This is a genomic window from Candidatus Rhodoluna planktonica (assembly GCF_001854225.1).
GTDB lineage: Bacteria > Actinomycetota > Actinomycetes > Actinomycetales > Microbacteriaceae > Rhodoluna > Rhodoluna planktonica.
In genome coordinates this window covers 595746-612341 of the sequence record NZ_CP015208.1, presented here as the reverse complement: position 1 = coordinate 612341, position 16596 = coordinate 595746, and the positions used below count along the sequence as shown (strand labels likewise).

Sequence of the window (16596 nt, the reverse complement as noted above, 5' to 3'; positions counted from 1 at the left end):
TTCTTTTCGCAAGTGCTTGTCTCTTTACGCAACTATAGCCAAAAAGATTCTGGGGTTTAGACGAATTCGGGAAAAGTAAAAGGGGTGGTCCAAGACGGACCACTCCATTTGTTACCTTTAGAACTTGGCGATGAATCGACCAACCACTCCTCCTGTGTGAAGTTTGTCAACCCCACCTGGGATTTCGTCAAACGAGATGATGTTGGCAGGATGGTCTAGTTTTCCGCTGCGCATTAGCTCGTAGATACCAGCAAGGTCTTCTTTGGTAACTGACTTTGAGCCGGCGATTGTCAACTGCTGGGCCTGTGGGCTAACTTCGGCTGCATAAACTTCTGCTCCGGTATGCAACACATGTTGCATAACTCTTTAGATAGTTGAAAAAAGGATATTGGTAGGGAGTACGGGACTTGAACCCGTGACCGACGGATTATGAGTCCGCTGCTCTAACCGGCTGAGCTAACTCCCCTTGGTTGGATCATTTTCATCTTCGCCACGTAGTTTATCGGCTGCATCGGCAACAGCGCGTTTTGCCTTACTTACCGTCTTCTTGGCGCTTTTCTTTACTCTCTGGTTAACCTCTTTGGTGCGCTCAAGAACCTCTTCTTTGATGTCTTCTAGGCGCTCACGCACCTCATCACGAACTTCGTCTGCTCGGTCACGAATAGATTCTGCAGCTTCGCGGATTGCTCTAGCCTGAGCCTTGAGCGCCTCAACACGTTCGTGCAGCGACTCGCTGAGGACACCGATTGGCTGGTTGTACTCTTCGAGGTTGTCGTCACTTGACCGCTGACCAGAACTTTCACCTCGGTAGAGGTTTTCAAAAATGTTTAGGGTGCGATTGATGTCGTGAGCCTGGATGAGGTGCAAAGAGTTCTCGGAGAGTCGGTCGAGTTCTTTTTGATCCGCGGTCAAAATTCGCTTCAACCGGTCGGAAAAGACTTCGACATCGTCTGGCGGGAAAAGGTAACCATTGTCACCATCGTGAACTAGGTGGGGCAAAGCCATGGCGTCGGCAGCAACAACCGGGCGACCGGTGGCCATGGCTTCCATGGTGGCGATGCTCTGCAGCTCGGCAATCGAAGGCATAGCGAACAAGGTGCAGCGTTCATACGCGCGCGGTAATTCTTCTTCGGTGATGTGCCCGAGGAATTTCACCTGTTTTGAAATGCCAAGTTCGACAGCAAGCTGCTCTAGTTTTTGCCGCTCACCACCGTCGCCAACAATTTCTACTTGAGTGTTCAGCGACCTTGGTAGTCGAGCTACTGCTTCAAGCAGGTTGTGAATGTGTTTTTCGTAATCTAAGCGACCCAAAAATAGGATGCGCGGGTCTTTGTTTGAGGTCTGTGACGCGTTAGCAAATTTAGATGCGTCGATACCGCAGCTAATCGGCAAAACCCCGGATACCCCAGCGGCATTTTCAAGCAAATCGGCTGCTCTGCGAGTAGGTGTCGTGATGTACTCAACCTGCTTCAAAACCCGGCCAGCATCTTTCCAGGCAAGCTTCATAATGGTCTGCTCTAGAAATTTAGGTACAATCACCGAGTACTTGATTAGGTTTTCGGGCATGATGTGGTTCGTCGCCAACAACCTAATGTTGCGCTCTTTGGCCGACTTCACCAGGTAGCGACCCACAATTAGGTGACTTTGGATGTGAACGGCATCCGGTTTGATTTCATCAAGTATTTTGTCGAGCTTCGACTTGAGCGTAAACGGCCAAACAAATCGCAAAGTTTTGTGTTGCGGTAATCGGTAGCTCTTGATGCGATGCACAGTCATGCTGCCGCCATCGTACTGTTCGGAATAAGCACCGTGATTTGAATCGTAAGCAGCAGCAATGATGTGAATTTCGTGACCACGTTTAGCTAGGCCAGATGCCAAGCGCTCAGCAAAGCGAGCAGCGCCATTAATGTCCGGAGGAAAAGTGTCAGCACCGATGACAATTTTCAGCGGCTTGAACTCAGCAGAAGTTGTCAAAGAATTTCTTTCTATCGGGTCTTGGCTAATTTTAGCCGAGTTGAAATGCTATTTGGCCTTGCGAATAAGTTCTGGGTGAACTCTCGACATCAGGACAACACCGATTACCGCTATAACCGCACTGAGTCCGAAGCCAACCATTTCAACAGCCGATGCAGCCTGCGCCTCGCCCAGAATCACGATTGCTATCGAGACAGCAACGAGCGGATCAATAACCGTTAATCCGGCGATAACTAAATCTGGTGGTCCTGAACTGTAGGCGTTCTGCACAAACCAGCCACCGAGTAAAACCGCACCAATCAGAGCCAACAGGCACAGCAGCGTGAGCAACTCAAACTGGTTTTGGTAAATGCGCTGGATGACCACTTTGGCCAAAGTTGCTACGAATCCGTAAAGAACTCCGGCACCGACAACATAGGTGAGCGCTTTACCACGTTTGCCAAAGAAGCCAAATAAGACACCGAAAATGGCCAAGATAACCATGAGAACACCCAGAACCTCGCGCAAACGATCATCGGTCAGTTCGGTTTCAGCTGCAACGGATGAGGCAGTTGCCACAAAAAGACCGATGCCGAGGGTGCAAATTGCGATTGCAATAATCGTTGGCCGGTTCAATTTGGTCTTAGTGACTTTGGCGTTGAGAACTGATGCAATCACTAGCGCAATTGCCCCAATCGGCTGAACCACAATCAATGGGGCCAGACTTAGTGCAGCAAGCTGCAGCACAATGCCGAGCCCCAAAAATCCGGTTCCAGAAAGCCATCGAGGATGCAGCAGCAGGCTAAAAAGCTGCTTGACCGAGAGCGAGCCACGTCGCTTTGTTTTATTGACCTGACCCGAAACTACGGCGTCGTTCTGAAATTGCGCACCGAAAGCCATGGAAACAGCAGCAACGACTGCGAGCAAAATTGCAATCGTGCGCTGCGCATCAAAATTAGCCATGCTCGCCTTTCAGGTACCAAACGAGCCTAACCAGTTAACCGAGAAATAAGCCTGAACCCGCGGTAGATTTTTCGCATGGCGATTAGAAGAATCTGTATAACTGGCGAACCTGTTTTGCATCAGCGAGCTCAAGAAGTCACTGAATTCAACGAAGAATTGAGGATTTTGGTTCGCGACATGTTTGAAACCATGGATAAGGCACCGGGAGTCGGCCTTGCTGCTCCACAGATTGGTGTCGGTTTGCGAGTTTTCGTTTATGACTACCCAGATGATGACGATAATCCGAGGCGGGGTGTGATCATCAACCCAATACTCACGGTTGGCCCCATCGTTGACGAGCCTGCTGACGAAGACACTGAAATAGAAGGGTGTTTATCGGTGCCAGGTGAACGATTCCCGCTCAAGCGTGCCGATAACGTTGAGATAAGCGGTGTAGATCTCGAACAAAATCCGGTTTCAATATCAGCCGAGGGCTGGTTCGCCCGCGTATTCCAGCATGAGTTCGACCACCTAGACGGCATCCTCTATGTCGACCGTTTAGCTGAACCGTGGAATGAAATAGCCAAAGACATAATTGCGGACAATGGCTGGGGAAAACCAGGTATTTCTTGGTTGCCAGGCAAGGACAAACTGGAGGGCTAGAAGAAAGCTCGCACCAGGGCAGCGACTGCGGCGGCGACCGCAACCACGACAATAAACGGAGCACGAATTATCAGCAGCAATCCGGCAACGATTAGAGCCGGTATGCGGGCATCAAATTGAATTTGATTTCCACTGATTACTGCTTGCAACCCTAAGAGTGCACTTAGCAAACTAACTGTTAGTGTTGCGACGGTTCGAGTAATTTTTGGTTTCTCAAGAAGCTTCACCGGAAGCAAATAGCCGAAGATTTTCCAAGAGTAAACCAGCGCTGCGGCAACAAAAATACCGATCCATAGGTTCATTTTTTAGCCCCACCACCGATGTCAAACCAGCCAAAAGCGACTCCTACTGCCGCAGCCAACAAGACGGGCACGCCAGTCGGCAAAAACGGCGTGGTTAACACAGCCGTTGCTATTGCAAAAAGGGCGACGAGTCGGTTTTGCTTACTGGTAAAGCGTGGCCAAACCAAGCCTAAGAAGGCAGCCGCCGCCGCCGCATCAAGGCCCCATTGAGCTGGATCGCCCAGTGCGTTGCCGATAACAGCACCTAGGAGCGTACAGATGTTCCAAAAGACATAGACCGCAAAGCCGGTGTACCAGAACCCGCGTCGCTGATCTTCGGGGGAAGTTTGAGCCGTTGCAACTGCCGCCGACTCATCGATTGTCAACATCGCAGCGGCCAATCGTTTCAATCCAACTTTTTGCAAAATTGGAGCTAGTGAAATTGCGTAAAAACCATTTCTGATACCGAGCAGCCATGCCGAAGTAACCGCTGCTGCGATAACCGCGGATGAGATTGGCGCCGAGGCCAGCAAGCCGATAAAAGCAAACTGAGAGCCACCACTAAACATGAGCAGGCTAAGCACCATGGTCTGCCAAACATCTAGCCCAGCAGACACTGCAAGAGCACCAAAAGAAATGCCGTAGAGTCCGGTTGCAATGCCGACTCCAACCGAGGTCGCAAAGATGTTTCCTGATGGCTTATTCATCTTGAACCCTCGCCTTCAGTAATCCTGCTTCAAAAAGCAGCAGAGCAAGTTGGGCCCTGGTTGAGCATCCTAGGTTGGCCTTAATGACCTCAAAAGCCTTGCGAATTCTCAAGTTGCTCAAGCCAAATTTTTGAGCAATCTCGGCATCGTTTAGTCCAGCAACGAATTCATCTAGAACGCGACGTTCAAGTTCAGGTATTGTGGCTAATTTGATCAGTAGTCCTTCATTTTGATCAACCTTTAGATAACTTGAATCAAAAAGCTTGGTCACAGAATCAAGGTCAATTTCTTCGGTTTTAGCCTGCGAACTAAGCACTGATTTGATTAGTTCAGCCATGCTCAAATCTTGACTAATGAAATCAGTTGCACCCTTGCGAATTGACTCGAGTCGCAATTCATCCGAGGCATAAGGTCCGGTGATGATAATTGCCGGGCACCGTTCACCCCGGGCGAGGTAGTCTCGCACTAATCTGCTCGCCAAGTCGGTGCCAGACATGCCCCTGGTTCGATAATCAATGACCAAAACGTCAACCAAAGCCTCAGGCACTTTTTCAAGTGCAGCCCGAGCGTTATCGATTTCGAAAACAACGCTCAGGTCAGGATGGGCATTGATTGCCATTTTGCGCCCGAGTCGGATGTCCTGATCCGCGTCAATTAAGCCGATTCTCAGTTGATTAGCCAATTAACGTTCACCTTGAATCGAGATCATCGACTTTAGGTTTGGAAAAATTGCCGACACGGTGAATCCGACGCCTGGGACCTTGGTCACCTCTACCAGCCCACCGTATAGAGCCGCTCTCTCACGCATTCCCAAAATTCCAGGACCCATTACGGTTTCGGTTAGCGAGGCCAGATCTTCCTTAATGCTGTAGCCGGAATCACTGTCTTCGGGCAGTAGCGACTTTGACTGAACTTCTATGCCATTGTCTTTGATCAAAATCTGAAGACCAGAATCTACCCAGGTGAAGTCAACCGAGACATCGGTACCGACTGGAGCGTGCTGACTGACATTTTCTAGGGCTTCGAAAACAATTCGATACAGCACTAACTGAGCGCCCTCAGATAGCCGGAAAGTATGTCCGTGATGCTTGAGGGTTGCGTTCAGACCACGTTCGCGATAGCTAACCACTAAGTCTTCCAACTCATCTATTTGCGGTGGCGCTACCGATAGCCCCGAGGTTCGATTCAGCATCTCGTAAAGGCGTCGAAGCTCAACCTGGGCATCAGCCGCCGAAGCTGAGATTCTCTGCAGGGCTCTAGGCGCCACCTCTGGATCAACCTTTGACGCGTATAGGGCACCTTCGGCCTGGCTGATGACCGCAGTTATGCGCTGCACAATTAGGTCGCTGATGTCGCGAGCGATGTCGAAACGTTCCTCCTGCTCGGCCAGAGCGAGATTGAGTCGAGCCCGGTCCTTAGCAACCATGGCTCGATCGGCAGGTTTTCCGACGTGGCGATCGATTACGCGAATAAGCAAACCGCCAACATGAGCAAGTGCCGCAGCGAGAACTACCGAAAGTGCGGCAAGCCACAAACTGTCTTGCTCTTCTACCGAAATTGCCAAGACAGATTTTGAGGAGAACAGCGCCGACAGCACTGTTCCAATGAGAAATAGCAGTGCCAGCAATCTTGAAAAGATTATTGGTTGAAGTAATGAAACCACAGCCACAGTAGCCAGCCCGGCAAGCAAGCTGAAGCCTAGCCGGCCGTCGATAATAGCCAAACCAAAAGCTAAGGCCAAGGTAATCAGCGGCCAAAATCGATGGTGAAAAGCTAGAAACACAGAAGCGAAAAACGCAAGTGTCGCCATCCATTGAAAGTACGGTACTGCCCCAGATGGAGTCAGAGTATCAAAATCTAAAGCCGCTAAAACGGCAAAGAGAGTGAGAGTAAGCAAACTGGAAGAGAGCCAAATTCTCTCTTGGATCCACCTAACCAAGACGGCCTCCCGAGAGAATGCATTTTTTGGCTCCCCGGCTTGGACTCGAACCAAGAACCTATCGGTTAACAGCCGATTGCTCTGCCAATTGAGCTACCGAGGATCGTTGTTGTTTAGGCAACCCGTATACCCTAGCAAATTTTTTATCGCTCGCAAAACTAGTACCCGAGGTTGCCGTCAACCTTGCCGATGAAGTTTCGATCACTGAGGAATGCTGCAACATTGTGACGAAGTCGCTCGGCGAACAGTTTCGTCACGATAGGCATTGTGTCGGCGGTGTGCGGCGTAATCAAAATGTTTTTTGCGCTCCACAGTGGATGGCCATCCGGCAGCGGCTCAGGGTCGGTAACGTCTACTGCTGCACCGGCAATGAGACCTTGGTTAAGCGCGGCAATTAGGCTTTCAGTCTCGATGATTTGGCCCCGAGCGATGTTGATGAGATAAGCGTCAGGTCTCATGGCTTCAAATTGCGCGGCAGAAAAGAGGTTTCTGGTTTGATCCGTAAGTGCCGCATTGATAAATACGAAAGTGTTTTTACCAAGCTCGGTGTCAAGCTCATCAATCCCACCGACCCGAATTGCTCCGGCAACCGGGTTTGGTCGATTTCGCAGCACCGTGATGCGGCACCTGAACGGGGCCAGCAGTTCGATTAGAGTTTCGGTAATTCCGCCGGCACCAATCATCAAAATATCAGCGTCAAACAGAGAAACCGCAAACTTTTTCCCCCAGGTAGTTGCTTTGACCCGCTCGGGGATTTTTCGACCCAAAGCGAGCGCCAGTGCCAGCGCATGTTCGGCAACCGGTTCTCGATAGGCACCTTTCGCCGAGGTGAAAGTGAGCGGTGCATCAAGAAGGTGAGAGAAAGCATCTACACCCGCAAACGGCAGTTGCACCCACTCAAGTTGCGGATTATCTCGAATGATTTCGGCGAGCAAATCTGGGCGCGCATAGTCGGTCCAAACTAGCGCCTTTACCTCAGCGGTCAGCGGACTAACTTTTCCGCCCGACTGCTCAATTGCTTCAAGGTAGGCGGGAAACTGTTTCGGTTCTAAGGCAACTAGGTTGTTCATGCTTGCCCCTGGGCAGCCCTTCGTCTCTGCTCGAGCGCGACTAATTCACGTTGAATCTGCCCGATTCGCTCTGATTCGGTATTGGCATCCAATCGACGCAATTGCGCCAAAAGCTCTCGTTTTTGCAGATCTATAAGACCAACCAAAGCCTTACCGATGACACCTTGCGCGAAGCGAAGCAGTTCTTCTTCGTTGGATGCGGGCAGCGGCAAAATTGTCAACTCTCGAATCAGTGAGTGCAACCCAGGATTGGCAGCGACAAGAACGCGATTGGCTAGGTCGGCAGCCGAACTGCTGTCTGAATTGGTGGCGATAGCCGACAGAATTTGCCGGTGCTCTTCGGAGACGAGCGTGGGCACCAACTCGGAGAGTAATGATGCGTCTCGTTGAGTCTGAGACTGCAACAGAACTGCCAGTAGCGTTCGTTCGAAACGTAATAGTGGATCGTTTGGGTTGTATTTGGTAGCAGGGGTTGCAGGGTTGGCCGAAGACATTTGTTGCAAAATGTCTGCCCGTTGACCCCGCACACTGTTATCCACCATTTGAGCCAGTTCTCCGGCTTCTAGATTTAGCCAACCGGCTACCTGTCTGGTGTAGGCGGGGCGCAGAGCCGGGTCGGAAACCTGAGCCAGAAGCGCGGCTGCAGAGCGGGCGGCCATAATGCGACCCTCAAGCGAAGCTAAATCAAAATTTGCAATCTTCTGTCTAATAGCAAACTCAAATATTGGGCGCTTTGCGGAAATCATTGCAACCACAGCAGCATCGCCGCGTTGGGAGCGCAAATCACAGGGGTCAAGGCCGTCTGGGCCAATCGCAACATAGGTCTGGGCATGGAATTTATGCGAGTCGTTGAATGCTCGCATTGCCGCTTTCTGGCCAGCCGCATCCGGGTCGAATGTAAATACGACTTCCGCTGGTGAATCTTGATTACTGCCTAAAAGACGATTCAGAATGCGGATGTGCTCATCGCCGAACGCGGTGCCGCAGGTTGCCACGGCAGTGGTTATACCGGCCAGGTGGCAGGCCATCACGTCGGTGTAGCCCTCAACCACGACCACACTCTTAGTCTTAGCGATTTCTTTTTTGGCGAGATCAAGACCGTACAGCACCTGCGACTTGTGGTACACAAGCGTGTCAGAAGTGTTTAGGTACTTTGGCCCCTGGTCATCCTCGTAAAGTTTTCGGGCACCAAATCCGATTACCTGATTCGATGTGTCTCGAATCGGCCAGATCAGCCTTCCTCGAAATTTGTCGTAACCTCCGCGATCGCTTTTTGTAGCCAATCCGGCAGTTACCAATTCGGCGATAGAAAAACCTTTTCCGGCAAGGTATTCGACCAGATTAGACCAACCCTTTGGTGCGTAGCCGACCGCAAAATGCTGAGCTGCGGACTTGTCGAAGCCGCGCCCCTTCAAGAAATCTCGGGCCGGAATTGCCTCATCGGTATACAGCTGAGTTTGATAAAACTCGGCAGCCAACGAGTTTGCCTCGAGCACTCTGGCTTTCACGCCGCTGTCGACACTGGGCGCTCCGGCCTCATAGGTAATCTGAAAGCCTATTTTTTGAGCAACTCGTTCAACTGCTTCAGAGAAACTGAGTTTCTCAAGCTGCTGTAAGAACTTAAAAACATCGCCACCCTCGCCACAGCCGAAGCAGTGATAAAAACCCTGCGCTGGCCGAACGTTAAACGATGGAGATTTTTCATCGTGAAATGGGCACAAGCCCTTCAGCGAACCCACCGAGGCTGGCCTCAGGTTGACATACTCGCCAACCACGTCAGCAATGTTTGCCCGAGATTTGATTTCCTCGATATCTCGTGAACTAATCCGGCCGCTCATGCTCTCATCCTAGGCTTTTCTATCAACTAGGCGACTGTGCAAGGTGATGGCACTCTGATCAGTCAGTGAAGCTATCTGATCAACGATCACTCGTTTTCGCTGATCGGCCGAAGTAGCCGACAACCAGGCAGAACTGCAATAACTGTCTAGGTGCAACCCTCGAGCTGAGTAGAGTGCCTCCGCCAGTTCCTGCAACAAATCTCGCTGCCAGTCGTAATAAGACTGTCGATGAGGTGCTGTCATCAGAACAGCCGAAACTAAACCCTTCAACAGAGCTATTTCTGCAGCGATCTCACGAGGTGGCATAAGTGCGCCGCCAAATCGAGCGAGCGAGGCATCAGCAGACAGATCTTTGAGGCTGCTTACCGCAGCGCGCACAAAACGACCGATCAGTGCACTGGTGAGGTTTTTCAATTGCGCCAGAGACTGCGCGGTGCGATCAAATGAGCTGATCCAAAATTCGCTGTTTTCAAGGCGATCAAAAGCAGATGTAAGTTCGGCCGGAGAAAATTTATTTGACGACCATTCGCCAACTTTTTCAAGCAGCTCTGCTCTAGCCGCCCCAGGTCTTAGTAGCTCAACGTCGAGAAATCCGCCAACTATGGCGTCCTCAAAATCATGAACCGAATAGGCAACATCATCTGCGAAGTCCATTACCTGGGCTTCCATCGATTTCTGTCGTGCTGGGGCACCCTGGCGGAACCAGTCGAAGATTTCTTTGTCATCCTCGTAGTATCCAAATTTTTGCGAGCCCTCAGCGGTTTCAGAGTCACTTTCGCCCCTAGCCCACGGATATTTGCAGGTTGCATCTAGGCTGGCGCGGGTCAGATTAAGCCCCAGTGAACGGCCGGAAGGGGTGAAAACTTTAGGCTCAATGCGAGCCAGTAATCGAAGTGTTTGCGCATTTCCCTCAAAACCACCGATGTCACTTGCCCAGTCATTCAAAGCCGTTTCACCGTTGTGGCCGAAGGGCGGATGCCCCAGGTCGTGTGCGAGGCAAGCCATGTCGACGATGTCGGGATTCAGCTCAAGATCAATTGCCATCTCGCGACCAATTTGAGCAACCTCTAAGGAATGGGTTAGTCGAGTGCGGGCAAAATCACCGCCATTGGTTGGTGACAAGACCTGTGTTTTCGCACCTAATCGCCGCAAAGCTGCCGAGTGCACCACTCGAGCTCGATCGCGAGCAAATTCGCCGCGACTAGCCGACTCCCTCGGTTCAGGAAGGTAGCGTTCGCGATCAAAATCGCTGTAACCAAACTCGGAATTTAGGCGCACATCAACCACCGGAAACGTTGATTTCGGCATCGTTCAGCATGGTGCGCTGGTCGCCCTCAAGCTCTCTGGAAAGCAACCAGTTCTCTGGCAACGAGCACGATTTGGCTCCGCCCAAGCGTCCACGCGGACCCTCGGCCAAATCGCCTGGGTAAGGTGAAGACCAGTCGAGAGTGGCCAAAATTGCATCCATGTGGTCTAGCGATGTAACTTTCGCCAGAGCAGCCCGGAATTCGCCGCCAACTGGGTAGCCTTTGAAATACCAGGCCACGTGTTTGCGAATGTCGCGACAGGCGCGCTCTTCCGACTCGAAAAATTCGACCAAAAGCTCAGTGTGCCGCTTGAAGGCCTGAGCCACTTCCCCAAGGGTTGGTTGAATCGGCTCGATTGCTGCGTTCGAATTTGGATCGCGCTGATACTCTTCGAAAGCCGCTTGAAGGTCGCCGAACAACCAAGGTCTACCGAGACAACCACGACCAACCACAACCCCATCAACGCCGGTTTCACGCATCATGCGAATTGCATCGCCGGCCGACCAAATATCGCCGTTACCGAGAACTTGAACGTCTGGTAACGCTTCGCGCAACTGAGCAATTGAATTCCAATCAGCATTTCCTGAGTAGTAGTCGCTGGCTGTGCGACCGTGTAGTGCAACAGCAGCCACACCGGCATCACGAGCTGACTTACCCGCGTCTAAAAAGGTTAGGTGGTCTTGATCGATGCCTTTGCGCATTTTTACGGTCACCGGCACGTCGCCGGCGGCCCGAACCGCTGCCGTAACAATCGAAGAAAATAAATCTTGTTTCCAAGGTAGGGCAGCCCCGCCGCCTTTTCTCGTTACTTTTGGAACCGGACAGCCAAAGTTAAGATCGATGTGGTCGGCACGATCCTCAGCCACCAGCATGGTTACCGCTTGGCTGATGGTTTTTGGATCAACTCCGTAGAGTTGAACCGAGCGGATGTCTTCACTTTCGTGATGACCAACTAGCCGCAGCGATTCTTCGGTGCGTTCAACTAGCGCTCGAGAGGTAACCATCTCAGAAACATAGAGTCCACCACCGAATTCACGGCACAGCCTTCGAAAAGCGGTGTTGGTAATTCCGGCCATCGGAGCCAAAACCACTGGGGTTTTGATCTTTAGGCTGCCGTAGGTAAGACCGGACCCAGACATGTTACGAAACTAGCTTGGTAGCCAAGTACTCGCGCAATTGGGTCATACCGACTCGCTCTTGAGCCATTGTGTCTCGCTCACGAACCGTTACGGCCTGATCTTCTAGCGAATCGAAATCGACGGTTACGCAGAATGGTGTTCCGATTTCGTCTTGTCTGCGATATCTGCGACCAATTGCACCGGAATCATCGAAATCAATGTTCCAGTAGCCGCGAAGCTCTTGAGCCAGGTTTCTCGCTACCGGTGAAAGGTCTTCATTTCTGGATAGCGGTAAGACCGCTGCCTTAACCGGAGCCAGGCGATAGTCAAGGCGCAAAACTGTTCTGACGTCAACGCCGCCCTTGGTGTTAGGCGCTTCGTCTTCAGAATAGGCGTCAACCAAAAATGCCATCAGAGATCGGGTTAGTCCGGCCGCCGGCTCAATCACGTAAGGAACCCAGCGTTCGCCCTTGGCTTGGTCAAAGTAGCTTAGGTCAGTACCTGATTCTCTCGAGTGAGTCGAGAGATCGAAATCGGTGCGGTTTGCAATTCCCTCGAGCTCACCAAATTCACTTCCGGTGAAGCCGAAACGGTACTCGATGTCCACCGTGCGCTTTGAGTAGTGCGACAGTTTTTCCTTCGGGTGTTCGAACAAACGCAGATTTTCTGGATCGATACCCAAATTGATGTACCAATTTAGACGTTCTTGAATCCAGTAGTCGTGCCATTCCTCGTCAGTTCCGGGCTCTACGAAGAATTCCATTTCCATCTGCTCAAATTCACGAGTGCGGAAGATGAAATTTCCCGGGGTGATTTCGTTTCGGAATGACTTACCGATTTGGCCAATACCGAACGGTGGTTTCATCCTTGAGGCGCCAAGCACATTGGCAAAGTTCACGAAGATACCCTGAGCGGTTTCTGGACGAAGATAGTGCAGACCCTCTTCGTCGGCAACAGGACCTAGGTAGGTGCGCAGCAATCCGTTGAACGATTTAGGTTCTGTCCAAGTCTCTTTAGAGCCACAGTTTGGGCAAGCGATGTCTTTCATCGACTCTGGCTGGCGTCCCTTTTTCTCGGCAAACGCCTCTTCGAGGTGATCTTGACGAAAACGCTTGTGGCAGCTCGTGCACTCAATGAGCGGGTCGGAAAATTCACGGACGTGGCCAGATGCTTCCCAAACTTTGCGAGGAAGAATTACCGATGAATCAAGACCGACAACATCTTCGCGAGACAAAACCACGTTGCGCCACCACTGTCGCTTGATGTTCTCTTTTAATTCAACTCCCAAAGGCCCGTAATCCCAGGCACTGCGACTGCCGCCGTAGATTTCACCCGCCTGAAAGACAAAACCTCTGCGTTTTGCTAAAGAAATTACTGCGTCTAGACGGTTAGCGGTTGCCACAAATACTCCTTTGCCAGGCTGGATACCTGGTAGTTGCTCGAAGTCATCAGTTTAGTCGAGGATGTCTGCAAGCGCGGGCAGCGAGAGACTGTTTGTAGCCGTGACAGTTAGTTTTTGGGCTCAGGTTCATCAACGGCGCCGCCAAAGCGACGGTGCCGACTGGCATAGTTCGAAATAGCCCGCCATAAGCTTTCTCGATCAAAGTCGGGCCACAATGTCTGCTCAAAAATCAACTCAGAATATGCGGTTTGCCAGGGCAAGAAATTACTGATTCGCTGCTCTCCGCTGCTTCTCAAAAATAAATCGACATCCGGTAAAAAAGCCGTGCTCAAATAGCGAGTTAGTGTCTTCTCGGTGATCGACTCAGGCAGCAGCGAACCATTTGCGACGTCGGCGGCTAGCAACTTCACCGCGTCAACCAACTCGATGCGACCGCCGTAGTTGACGCACATCGTCAGGGTCAAAGTCGAATTTTTCTCAGTCATTTTTTCAGCCTGCTCAAGCTCGGCGATAACGGACTTCCAAAGCTTTGGCCGTCGACCAACCCAGCGAACACGAACTCCCCAGGCGTTTAGCTGATCTCTTCGCGCGCGCAAAACCTGTCGATTAAAACCCATCAGGAATTTCACTTCATCTGGCGAGCGTTTCCAGTTCTCCGTGGAAAATGCGTAGACCGTCAGAAACTTTACCCCGGCCTCGATGGCGCCTGCGACTACATCTAACAGCGCCGCTTCACCGGCTTTGTGACCCTCGACCCTGGTTAGGCCACGCTGATTAGCCCAACGTCCATTGCCATCCATCACAATGGCGATGTGTTGCGGCACCGAACCGGCTTCGAAATTTGGAACCTGAACATTTGCGCGTCTAAGCGGCTGTAACTCGGTCATTCTCGCTCCAAATGCTGGAGGGATTTGAGCCCTCGCTCGATGTGCCATTGGCTGTATGCAGCAACGATACCGGAAGCTGAAGCTCGACTACTCTCGCCAGCGGCGCTGACTGTTCCCCAGTCTCCGGTTAGTAAGGCTGCCAACAGTGCAGACGTTTCGCTGTCAACAATGGCCGACCCCGGAATTCGGCAATCTTCACAAACCATACCTCCGGCGCTCAACAGAAAAGCGTTGTGCGGCCCGGGCTTTTGACAGCCGACACAGAGTTCAAAATTGGGTGCCCAGCCGGCGATGGCAAGGGCGCGCAACAGATAGGAATCTAAAGTTGAACTTGGGTTGCGCTCCCGATTGGAGAGCGAGCGAATTGCACCCACCAAAAGCAAATACTGCTGCGGTGAAGATAGCTCAGAGGTTAGTTTTTCAGCGGTTTCAACCATCACACTTGCGGCGGTATAGCTGGGGTAGTCGCTGACAATCTCTTTGCCGTAGGCCGACAGAATCTCAACCTGGTTGACGATGTCGAGTGACTTACCTTCGTAGAACTGGACCTCAACCGCCATAAACGGTTCAAGGCGAGAGCCAAATTTGGATGCAGTTTTACGCACACCTTTAGCGACAGCTCGAACCTGTCCGTGATATCGCGTCAAAAAGGTGATTATTCGATCGGCTTCGCCCAGCTTGTGAGTGCGAAGCACGATCGCTTCATCCTTGTATAACGGCATACTACTTTCGCAGGGCGCGGTTAACCGAAGAGATAACGGCCTTCAGTGAAGCGGTTGAAATGTCACCGTCAATACCGACACCCCATAGCGTTTGGCCGTTGAGATCTAGCTCGATGTAGGCCGCTGCTTGTGCATCGCCACCCTCGCTGAGGGTGTGCTCGACATAGTCACGCAGGCTTACTTCAACGCCCTGCCCCTTCAATACATCTAGGAACGCAGAGATCGGGCCGTTTCCAGTTCCGTGAGCGTCAAGTTCACCATCGCCGTCACGCAGAACAATGTTCAAGTCGACGACACCATCCATGTTGCTTTCGGTTCGCATTTTCTTGAGCTCAAATCGACCCCACTTGAGATCGAGTCGATCTGCCGGAGCTGGAAGGTACTCATCGATGAAGATGTCCCAAAGCTGCTCGCTAGTAACCTCACCACCGTTGGTGTCGGTGCGATTTTGAACCACTCGAGAAAATTCGATTTGAAGCTTTCGAGGTAGATCGAGGTGGTGGTCGGTCTTCAAAAGGTAGGCCACGCCGCCCTTGCCAGACTGAGAATTAACGCGGATAACAGCCTCGTACGAACGACCAACATCTTTAGGATCAATTGGTAGGTAAGGAACAGCCCAGACCAGGTCATCGATTTCGACGCCCTTCGACTTGGCCTCAAGTTCCATCTTTTCGAATCCCTTTTTGATGGCATCTTGGTGCGAACCAGAGAAGGCAGTGTAAACCAGGTCGCCACCGTATGGGCTGCGCTCGTGAACCGGCAACTGGTTGCAGTATTCAACCGTGCGCTTGATCTCATCAAGGTTTGAAAAATCAACGTGCGGATCAATGCCCTGGCTGAAAAGGTTGAGGCCCAGGGTAACAAGATCTACGTTTCCGGTTCGCTCGCCATTGCCGAAGAGACAGCCTTCAATGCGGTCTGCGCCAGCAAGATAACCCAACTCAGCAGCTGCTACAGCGGTACCGCGGTCATTGTGCGGGTGCAGCGAAATGAGCACACTGTCTCGACGATCAATGTTTCTGCTCATCCACTCAATTGAATCGGCATACACGTTTGGTGTTGCCATCTCGACCGTGGCCGGCAGGTTGATGATCAACTTGTGATCTGGATTTGGATCTAGTGCGGCGATTACCGCATTGCAAACCTCAAGCGCGTATTCCAGCTCGGTTCCGGTGTAGGACTCTGGTGAATACTCGTAAAAAACATCTGTTTCTGGAATCAGGCTTTCCATTTGCTTACATTTACGCGCACCGTTTAGAGCAATCTCAAGGATGCCCGCCTTGTCGGCGTTGAAAACAACTCGACGCTGCAGCACCGAAGTCGAGTTGTAAAAGTGAACAATTGCGCGCTTGGCGCCCTTGAGCGACTCATAGGTTCGTTCGATTAGCGAATCGCGAGCCTGGGTGAGCACCTGGATTGTCACATCGTCAGGGATGTGGTTCTCTTCGATAAGAAGTCGAACAAAATCAAAGTCGGTCTGGCTGGCCGATGGGAAGCCAACCTCGATTTCCTTGTAACCCATGCGAACCAACAGTTGGAACATCTTTAGCTTGCGATCTGGGCTCATTGGATCGATTAACGCTTGGTTGCCATCGCGAAGATCAACCGCACACCAGCGAGGTGCTTCGGTGATGGTTTTTGATGGCCAGGTTCTATCCGGCATTGAAACTGAGATTTGTTCGTGAAATGGCTGATATTTATGAACCGGCATGCCAGACGGTTTTTGTTTATTTTCCATTGTGTGCTCCTATTGCCCGCAGGCCATGA

At 51.5% G+C, this 16596-nt stretch carries 16 protein-coding genes and 2 tRNA genes; 1 reads left to right on the top strand and 17 read right to left on the bottom strand.

The features are described from left to right. Positions 1-117 precede the first annotated feature (117 nt). The 4 genes from A4Z71_RS03065 to A4Z71_RS03050 all read right to left on the bottom strand — a co-directional run bounded on the left by A4Z71_RS03065 (position 118) and on the right by A4Z71_RS03050 (position 2916). A complete protein-coding gene (locus A4Z71_RS03065; protein WP_145943896.1) occupies positions 118-360 on the bottom strand; it encodes a hypothetical protein in 243 nt (80 codons plus the stop codon). 29 nt (positions 361-389) lie between these two features. Then, a tRNA-Ile gene (locus tag A4Z71_RS03060) sits at positions 390-466 on the bottom strand. Beyond that, on the bottom strand, positions 457-1974 hold the full coding sequence (locus A4Z71_RS03055) for a glycosyltransferase (RefSeq protein WP_070954484.1): 1518 nt from the start codon (positions 1972-1974) through the stop codon (positions 457-459). Before A4Z71_RS03055 ends, A4Z71_RS03060 begins: the two co-directional genes overlap by 10 nt. Before the next feature lie 48 nt (positions 1975-2022). Beyond that, complete coding sequence (locus tag A4Z71_RS03050; RefSeq protein ID WP_070954483.1) at positions 2023-2916, bottom strand: DMT family transporter; 894 nt, start codon at positions 2914-2916, stop codon at positions 2023-2025. 75 nt (positions 2917-2991) lie between these two features. Here A4Z71_RS03050 and def point away from each other — a divergent pair, with 75 nt between their 5' ends. After that, a complete protein-coding gene (def, locus tag A4Z71_RS03045) occupies positions 2992-3558 on the top strand; it encodes a peptide deformylase (protein ID WP_070954482.1) in 567 nt (188 codons plus the stop codon). Here the strand turns inward: def and A4Z71_RS03040 are convergent. The 13 genes from A4Z71_RS03040 to leuA form a co-directional block, all read right to left on the bottom strand. Continuing rightward, positions 3555-3860, bottom strand: a complete 306-nt coding sequence (locus A4Z71_RS03040; protein ID WP_070954481.1) for an AzlD domain-containing protein — start codon at positions 3858-3860, stop codon at positions 3555-3557. The two genes, def and A4Z71_RS03040, sit on opposite strands and share 4 nt — an antisense overlap. Beyond that, positions 3857-4546: an AzlC family ABC transporter permease gene (locus A4Z71_RS03035; protein ID WP_070954480.1), complete on the bottom strand. Its 690-nt coding sequence runs from the start codon at positions 4544-4546 to the stop codon at positions 3857-3859. The genes A4Z71_RS03040 and A4Z71_RS03035 overlap by 4 nt, the downstream gene beginning before the upstream one ends. Continuing rightward, positions 4539-5228 (bottom strand): response regulator transcription factor, encoded by a 690-nt coding sequence (locus tag A4Z71_RS03030; protein WP_145943894.1) that lies wholly within the window; start codon positions 5226-5228, stop codon positions 4539-4541. The genes A4Z71_RS03035 and A4Z71_RS03030 overlap by 8 nt, the downstream gene beginning before the upstream one ends. Further along, positions 5229-6356 (bottom strand): sensor histidine kinase, encoded by a 1128-nt coding sequence (locus A4Z71_RS03025; protein WP_070954478.1) that lies wholly within the window; start codon positions 6354-6356, stop codon positions 5229-5231. Between the two features lie 156 nt (positions 6357-6512). Next, positions 6513-6588 (bottom strand) — tRNA-Asn (locus A4Z71_RS03020). 55 nt (positions 6589-6643) lie between these two features. Continuing rightward, positions 6644-7555, bottom strand: coding sequence for a D-isomer specific 2-hydroxyacid dehydrogenase family protein (locus A4Z71_RS03015; RefSeq protein WP_070954477.1), 912 nt, complete (start codon positions 7553-7555; stop codon positions 6644-6646). Continuing rightward, positions 7552-9393 (bottom strand): DNA primase, encoded by a 1842-nt coding sequence (gene dnaG, locus A4Z71_RS03010; RefSeq protein ID WP_070954476.1) that lies wholly within the window; start codon positions 9391-9393, stop codon positions 7552-7554. Before dnaG ends, A4Z71_RS03015 begins: the two co-directional genes overlap by 4 nt. Positions 9394-9402: 9 nt before the next feature. After that, the gene (locus A4Z71_RS03005; RefSeq protein ID WP_070954475.1) at positions 9403-10701 is read right to left on the bottom strand and encodes a deoxyguanosinetriphosphate triphosphohydrolase; all 1299 of its coding nucleotides are present in this window, start codon (positions 10699-10701) and stop codon (positions 9403-9405) included. Next, complete coding sequence (gene dusB, locus A4Z71_RS03000; RefSeq protein ID WP_070954474.1) at positions 10673-11839, bottom strand: tRNA dihydrouridine synthase DusB; 1167 nt, start codon at positions 11837-11839, stop codon at positions 10673-10675. The genes A4Z71_RS03005 and dusB overlap by 29 nt, the downstream gene beginning before the upstream one ends. Position 11840: 1 nt before the next feature. Continuing rightward, a complete protein-coding gene (locus tag A4Z71_RS02995) occupies positions 11841-13220 on the bottom strand; it encodes a glycine--tRNA ligase (protein WP_070954473.1) in 1380 nt (459 codons plus the stop codon). A 107-nt stretch (positions 13221-13327) separates the two neighbouring features. Then, positions 13328-14107, bottom strand: coding sequence for an isoprenyl transferase (locus tag A4Z71_RS02990; RefSeq protein ID WP_070954472.1), 780 nt, complete (start codon positions 14105-14107; stop codon positions 13328-13330). Then, positions 14104-14829 (bottom strand): DNA repair protein RecO, encoded by a 726-nt coding sequence (gene recO / locus A4Z71_RS02985; RefSeq protein WP_070954471.1) that lies wholly within the window; start codon positions 14827-14829, stop codon positions 14104-14106. Before recO ends, A4Z71_RS02990 begins: the two co-directional genes overlap by 4 nt. 1 nt (position 14830) lies before the next feature. Further along, complete coding sequence (leuA, locus tag A4Z71_RS02980) at positions 14831-16567, bottom strand: 2-isopropylmalate synthase (RefSeq protein WP_070954470.1); 1737 nt, start codon at positions 16565-16567, stop codon at positions 14831-14833. Positions 16568-16596 lie beyond the last annotated feature (29 nt).